Source organism: Nocardioides agariphilus (genome assembly GCF_015352445.1).
Classification (GTDB): domain Bacteria; phylum Actinomycetota; class Actinomycetes; order Propionibacteriales; family Nocardioidaceae; genus Nocardioides; species Nocardioides agariphilus.
In genome coordinates this window covers 21045-27570 of sequence record NZ_JADKPO010000044.1, presented here as the reverse complement: position 1 = coordinate 27570, position 6526 = coordinate 21045, and the positions used below count along the sequence as shown (strand labels likewise).

Annotated in this window: 7 protein-coding genes; 2 read left to right on the top strand and 5 right to left on the bottom strand. The window is 68.9% G+C overall.

The features are described from left to right. Positions 1 to 384 precede the first annotated feature (384 nt). Together ISU10_RS21200 and ISU10_RS21195 are read right to left on the bottom strand one after the other, a co-directional pair. Positions 385 to 1407: an NAD(P)H-dependent glycerol-3-phosphate dehydrogenase gene (locus tag ISU10_RS21200; protein ID WP_194698444.1), complete on the bottom strand. Its 1023-nt coding sequence runs from the start codon at positions 1405 to 1407 to the stop codon at positions 385 to 387. After that, complete coding sequence (locus ISU10_RS21195; protein WP_194698443.1) at positions 1404 to 2162, bottom strand: lysophospholipid acyltransferase family protein; 759 nt, start codon at positions 2160 to 2162, stop codon at positions 1404 to 1406. Before ISU10_RS21195 ends, ISU10_RS21200 begins: the two co-directional genes overlap by 4 nt. A 49-nt stretch (positions 2163 to 2211) precedes the next feature. Between ISU10_RS21195 and ISU10_RS21190 the strand changes: the two genes are divergently transcribed. After that, positions 2212 to 2832 carry a CofC family guanylyltransferase gene (locus tag ISU10_RS21190; protein WP_194698442.1) on the top strand — a complete coding sequence of 207 codons (621 nt, stop codon included), beginning with the start codon at positions 2212 to 2214 and terminating at the stop codon, positions 2830 to 2832. Positions 2833 to 2919: 87 nt separating this feature from the next. On the opposite strand, the gene ISU10_RS21185 is transcribed toward ISU10_RS21190, so the two are convergent. The 3 genes from ISU10_RS21185 to leuC all read right to left on the bottom strand — a co-directional run bounded on the left by ISU10_RS21185 (position 2920) and on the right by leuC (position 5707). After that, positions 2920 to 3522 carry an HU family DNA-binding protein gene (locus ISU10_RS21185; RefSeq protein ID WP_194698441.1) on the bottom strand — a complete coding sequence of 201 codons (603 nt, stop codon included), beginning with the start codon at positions 3520 to 3522 and terminating at the stop codon, positions 2920 to 2922. A 168-nt stretch (positions 3523 to 3690) separates the two neighbouring features. Further along, complete coding sequence (gene leuD / locus ISU10_RS21180; RefSeq protein WP_194698440.1) at positions 3691 to 4290, bottom strand: 3-isopropylmalate dehydratase small subunit; 600 nt, start codon at positions 4288 to 4290, stop codon at positions 3691 to 3693. 1 nt (position 4291) lies between these two features. Further along, positions 4292 to 5707 (bottom strand): 3-isopropylmalate dehydratase large subunit, encoded by a 1416-nt coding sequence (gene leuC / locus ISU10_RS21175; protein ID WP_194698439.1) that lies wholly within the window; start codon positions 5705 to 5707, stop codon positions 4292 to 4294. 90 nt (positions 5708 to 5797) lie between these two features. On the opposite strand from leuC, the gene ISU10_RS21170 reads away from it, so the two are divergent. Continuing rightward, a complete protein-coding gene (locus ISU10_RS21170) occupies positions 5798 to 6520 on the top strand; it encodes an IclR family transcriptional regulator (protein ID WP_194698438.1) in 723 nt (240 codons plus the stop codon). The last annotated feature ends 6 nt before the right edge of the window (positions 6521 to 6526 follow it).

Genomic DNA, 6526 nt, shown 5'->3' with positions numbered 1-6526 from the left:
CTCTCAGCGGGTCTCGAGACGGTTGCTGCGCAACCTCCTCGACCAACCCCCGAGCCTGCCGGTTGAGGAGGGCGCGCTAGCGCCCGTCTCGAAACCAGGCGCCATGCCTGCGGCCCTCTCAGCGGGTCTCGAGACGGTTGCTGCGCAACCTCCTCGACCAACCCCCGAGCCTGCCGGTTGAGGAGGGCGCGCTAGCGCCCGTCTCGAAACCAGGTGCCATGCCTGCCGTCCTCTCAGCGGGTCTCGAGACGGTTGCTGCGCAACCTCCTCGACCAACAGCCGAGCCTGCTGGTTGAGGAGGGCGCGCTAGCGCCCGTCTCGAAACCAGGGGCGATGTCAGCGGGTCTCGACACGCTCCTCGCTCCCTCGCGAGCTCGGACGCGATCAGTCGGTCTCGGCCTTGGTGTCCCTGGCGATGAAGGACTCCATGGTGTCGGCGGCGGTCATCTTGCCGGCAACGACGGCGTCGACCGCCTCGGCGATGGGCACGTACACGCCCTCGCGCTGGGCCAACGCGTGCAAGGAGGCGCACGACTTCGCACCCTCGGCGACCTGGCGGGTCGAGGCGTAGATCTCCTCGGTGGTCATCCCCTTGCCGAGCTTCTCGCCGAACGAGCGGTTGCGCGACAGCGGTGAGGAACAGGTCGCCACGAGGTCGCCGAGCCCGGCCAGTCCCATCAGCGTCATCGGGTTGGCGTCGAAGGCCTTGGCCACGCGGGCCGTCTCGGCCAGGCCCCGCGTGATGAGCGAGGCGGTGGTGTTGTCGCCGAACCCCAGTCCGACCGCCATGCCCACCGCGATGCCGACGACGTTCTTGTAGGCCCCGCCGATCTCGCAACCCACCACGTCGACGGAGGTGTAGGGACGGAACATCGAGCCGTGGATGCGGTCCTGCACCAGTTGCGCGACCGACTCGTCGGCACAGGCGACGACCGAGGCGGCCGGCTCGCGCATCGCAATCTCCTTGGAGAGGTTGGGGCCGCTGACCACGGCGATGCGATCGGGCCCTGCACCGGTGATCTCGGCGATCACCTCGCTCATCCTCATCAGGGTGCCGAGCTCGACGCCCTTCATCAGCGACACCAGCACGGCGTCGGGCGCCAGGACCGTGGCCCAGTCTTCGAGGTTGGACCGCAGCGTCTGTGACGGCACGGCGAGCACCACGATGTCGGCGCCGGCAGCCGCCTCCTCCGGATCGTGGGTGGCTGTGATCTGCTCGGGCAGCTCGATGCCGGGCAGGTAGTCGGGGTTCTGGCGAGACTCGTTGATCGCAGCGCAGAGCTCTTCGCGCCGCCCCCACATCGAGACACGGTTGCCGGCATCGGCCAGGACGATCGAGAACGCCGTGCCCCACGAGCCCGCACCGAAGACGGCCACCTTGGGCTCGGACTGGTGGTGGGAGGTCACGACTTCTCCTTCTTGCGTGGGTCGCCGGTCAGCTTCACCCCGGCCTTGCGCGGGTCGAACCTCTGGGCAGGAGCCTCCCCGCCGCGCACCTCCTCGACCAGCTCGGTGATCGCCGCCATGATCCGCTCGGTGGCGGTGTTGATCACCTGCTGCGTACGCGGCAGCGCGACCAGGTCCTCGAGGGGTACGGGCGGCCCCGCGAGCATCTGGACGTGCTTGCGGGGAAACAGCTTCGGCGACTTGGAGTACGGCGGCAACAGCTCGTGTGCGCCCCACTGGCCGACCGGGATCACAGGACAGCCCGTCTCCAGCGCGATGCGGGCGGCTCCCGACTTGCCCGTCATGGGCCACAGGTCCGGGTCCCTGGTCAGCGTCCCCTCGGGATAGACGACGACGCACTCGCCGGCGCGCACTGCCGCGACCGCCGCGTCGTAGGCACCCTTGGCGTTGCGGCTCAACCGCTCCACCGGGATCTGCCCTGCGCCGCGCAGGAAGAACCCGAGCGCCTTGTTCTTGAACAAGCCCGACTTCGCCAGGTAGCGCGGGATCCGGCCGTGGTCGTAGAGGAAGTGCGCGGCTGTCAGCGGGTCGACGTGGGAGATGTGGTTGAACACCACGATGCAGCCGCCGGTGGCGGGGATGTGCTCGCCGCCGTCCCAGGTCCGTTTCGTGGTCGCCAGCAAGAACGGCTTCACCACGGGGACAGCGAGGTTGAACGCCCAGCCGCGTGGTTGCTGGAGGTCGCGCACAGTCACGCGCGAAGGCTACTCGGTGTCCACCCCGGGCCCTGCAAGGATCGAGACGATGTCCACCCCCACAGATGCCACGTACGTCGCGCTGGTTCCGGTGAAGCCGCCGGGTCGCGGCAAGACCCGTTTGGGCGACCTCCCCCGAGACGAGCTCGCAGCTGCCTTCGCCCTCGACACGGTGAGCGCTTGCCTGGCTGCGCGATCCATTGCCCAGGTGTTGGTCGTCACCGACGACGCTGCCTTCGCGAGCCGACTCGGAGAGCTCGGCTGCACGGCCATCCCCGACGGTGTGTCAGGTGACCTCAACGCCAGCTTGTCGTTGGCGGCGATGGAGACCGGACGGCGATGGCCCCAGCTCGTCCCGGTCGCTCTGTGCGCGGATCTCCCGTGCCTGCTGGCCGATGACCTCGATGCGGCACTGGCACAGCGAACTGGATGGCCACGCTTCGTCGCCGATGCGAAGGGCGACGGCTCGACGCTCTACACCGCGCCGCCCGAGGAGTTCGCACCGCAGTTCGGCAGGCTTTCGGCGGCACGTCATGCCGATGCGGGAGCCTGGTCGATCGAGGGCAGCCTCGCCGGGCTGCGCCACGACGTCGATGACGCCGCGGACCTGCGCACCGCGATCGGGCTGGGACTCGGCGCCTATACGTCGGGGGTAGTCGAGCGGCTCTGACCCCTGGCGGACTTGCGCGAGACCTACGCGAGACATGGCCGAGGGCGGGCCGCCGACCGGCGACCCGCCCTCGCTCAGAGTGGTGCGTCAGGACTTCTTGGCGGCCTTCTTGGCCGGTGCCTTCTTGGCGGGAGCCTTCTTGGCGGCCGCCTTCTTGGCGGGAGCTGCCTTCTTGGCCGGCGCCTTGGCGGCAACGGTCTTCTTGGCGGGAGCTGCCTTCTTGGCCGGCGCCGTCTTCTTGGCGGCGGCCTTCTTGGCGGGGGCTGCCTTCTTGGCCGGAGCAGCCTTCTTCGCAGCAGCCTTGGCAGGAGCGGCCTTGGTCGCCGACTTCTTGGCGGGAGCAGCGGCCTTGACCGGAGCCGCCTTCTTCGCCGGAGCCGCAGCCTTGGTGACGGTCAGCTTCGGCAGCTTCTTGGCACCCGAGACGATGTTCTTCAGGTCGGCGCCCGCGGTGAACTTCGGCACTGCGGTCTTCTTGGCCTTGATGCGCGCACCTGTCTGCGGGTTGCGCACCCAGCGGGCCTCGCGCACGCGCTTCTCGAACGAGCCGAAGCCCGTGATCGCGACCTTCTCGCCCCGGGCGACCTCGCGCGTGATGGTGTCCAGAACGTGCTCCAGCGCCTGCTGCGCGGCCTTCCGGTTCCCCTCGTAACGCGCGGCGAGCGCGTCGATGAGCTGAGACTTGTTCACTTGCTTCCCTTCCAGATGATCAGCGGGCCGAGCAGTTGCTCGACTTTCTCCAACGCACGCTAGGTATTAGCGCGCGGATGGACAATCTCCACGCCGGTGTTTCGCCCCGAAATTTGGGAGATTCACGCTCAAAACTTGGGGTTTTGGGGTTTTGGGGCCGAAACCGGGTCAGAGCGTCGCTGGCTTGAAGCTCGACCGACGGGCTTCGTAGCTCTCGATGTCGGCCTCGTGGGACAACGTGATGCCGATGTCGTCGAGGCCTTCGAGCAGCCGCCAACGCGTGTAGTCGTCGATGTCGAAGGAGTCCTCGATCGCGTCGACTCCCTCGCCGGCCTTGATGGTGCGGCTCTCGAGATCGACCGAGACAGTGGTGCCCGGCTGGGACTCCAGCAGGTCCCACAACCGTTGCACGACCTTCTCGTCGACCTGCGCGGCGAGCAGTCCTGCCTTGCCGGAGTTGCCGCGGAAGATGTCCCCGAACCTCGGTGACACCACGACCCTGAAGCCGTAGTTCTGCAACGCCCACACGGCGTGCTCACGCGACGATCCGGTGCCGAAGTCGGGACCGGCGACGAGCACCGACCCGGCGTCGTACGGCTTGCGGTTGAGCACGAACGACGGATCGTTGCGCCACGCAGCGAACAGACCGTCCGCGAACCCGTCGCGCGTTACGCGCTTGAGGTAGACGGCCGGGATGATCTGGTCGGTGTCGACGTTGTTGCGTCGCAGCGGGACACCGATGCCGGTGTGCGTCGAGAAGGCGTCCACGTCAGCTCTCCCCATCTGTGTCGAGGTCTGCAGGAGAGGAGAGGGTTCCGCGGATCGCCGTCGCTGTCGCGACGGGCACCGACACCAGGTGGGTGCGGCCACCCTTGCCCTGGCGTCCTTCGAAGTTGCGGTTGGAGGTCGAGGCGCTGCGCTCGCCGGGCGCGAGCTGGTCGGGGTTCATGCCCAGGCACATCGAGCAGCCGGCTCCGCGCCACTCGGCGCCGGCCTCCTTGAAGATCACGTCGAGGCCCTCGTCCTCCGCTTGCAGCCGCACGCGCGCAGAGCCGGGTACGACGAGCAGGCGGGTGTCTGCTGCGACGCGTCGGCCCTTGATGATCGAGGCTGCGGTGCGGAGGTCCTCGATCCGCCCGTTGGTGCACGAGCCCACGAAGACCGTGTCGACCTTGATGGCGCGCATCGGCGTGCCGGCGTCGAGGCCCATGTACTCGAGCGCCTTCTGGGCAGCGATCTGGTCGGTGGCGTCCTCGAAGTCGCCGGGTGCGGGGACGCTGGCCCCGAGCGGCACGCCCTGCCCGGGGTTGGTGCCCCAGGTGACGAACGGCGTCATGGTGCTCGCGTCGAGCACGATCTCCTCGTCGAACTCGGCGTCGTCGTCGGTGACCAATGTCTTCCAGTAGGCGACCGCGGCCTCCCACTCCTCACCCTTGGGGGCCTCCTTGCGACCCTCGAGGTAGTCGAAGGTCGTCTGGTCGGGGGCGATGAGACCCGCCTTCGCCCCCCACTCGATGCTCATGTTGCACACGGTCATCCGCGCCTCCATCGAGAGCGCCTCGATGGCCGGACCGCGGTACTCGACGACGTACCCCTGACCGCCGCCGGTGCCCGTGTGCGCGATGAGCGTGAGCACCAGGTCCTTGGCTGTCACACCGTCGGGCAGCACGCCGTTGACGGTGACGGCCATAGTCTTCGGCCGCGCCTGCGGCAGCGTCTGCGTGGCCAGGACGTGCTCAACCTCGCTGGTGCCGATGCCGAAGGCCAGAGCACCGAAGGCCCCGTGGGTGCTGGTGTGCGAGTCGCCGCAGACGATCGTGAGGCCCGGCTGCGTGAGGCCGAGCTGTGGACCGATGATGTGCACGATGCCCTGGTCGATGTCGCCCAGCGAGTGGAGGCGGATGCCGAACTCCTCGGCATTGCGGCGCAGGGTCTCGACCTGGGTCCGGCTCACCGGGTCGGCGATCGGCTTGTCCCAGTCGAGAGTCGGAACGTTGTGGTCCTCGGTGGCGAGGGTGAGTTCGGGGCGGCGCACGCCACGGCCCGCGAGTCGCAGGCCGTCGAAGGCCTGCGGGGAGGTGACCTCGTGGATCAGGTGGAGGTCGATGTAGAGCAGGTCGGGTTCGCCGTCGGCGCTGCGGACAACGTGCTCGTCCCAGACCTTTTCGGCCAAGGTCTTGCCCATGAGTGCTCCCTTGCGCTCGTTTTTTCCGGTCTTGCTGCCCTGCCCCAGCATAGGCTTGTCATCCACACTCTGAGACGGCAGTATTGCCATATGGACAACACAAGCGGCGTCGGCGTGCTCGACAAGGCCGCCTTGGTGCTGACGGCCCTCGAGGCCGGCCCAGCCACCTTGGCCGGCCTGGTCACCGCCACCGGCCTCGCCCGGCCCACGGCGCACCGCCTGGCCGTGGCCCTCGAACACCATCGTCTGGTCGCGCGGGACATGCAAGGCCGGTTCGTACTCGGCCCACGCCTCTCGGAGCTCTCTGCCGCCGCCGGCGAGGATCGCCTGCTGGCCACGGCGGGCCCGGTGCTCGCGCGGTTGCGCGACATCACCGGCGAGTCCTCACAGCTGTGGCGTCGCCAGGGCGACTACCGCGTCTGCGTGGCTGCGGCCGAGCGTCCCTCGGGCTTGCGCGACACGATCCCGGTGGGTTCCCAGCTGACCATGCGGGCCGGGTCCGCCGCCCAGATCCTGCTGGCCTGGGAGGACCCCGAGCGCATGCACCGCGGCCTCCAGAACGCCGCGTTCTCCGCTGCCGCGCTGTCCGGCATCCGCCGTCGCGGCTGGGCGCAGTCGGTCGGCGAGCGCGAGCAGGGCGTCGCGTCGGTGTCCGCCCCGGTCAAGTCCCCCGGTGGCAAGGTGATCGCCGCGGTGTCGGTGTCTGGTCCGCTGGAGCGTTTGTCGCGTCAGCCCGGCCGCATGCACGCTCCTGCCGTCCTGGCCGCCGCCGAGCGGCTGTCGGAGAGTCTGCGCCGAGCCGCCGCGGAGTAGCGACGG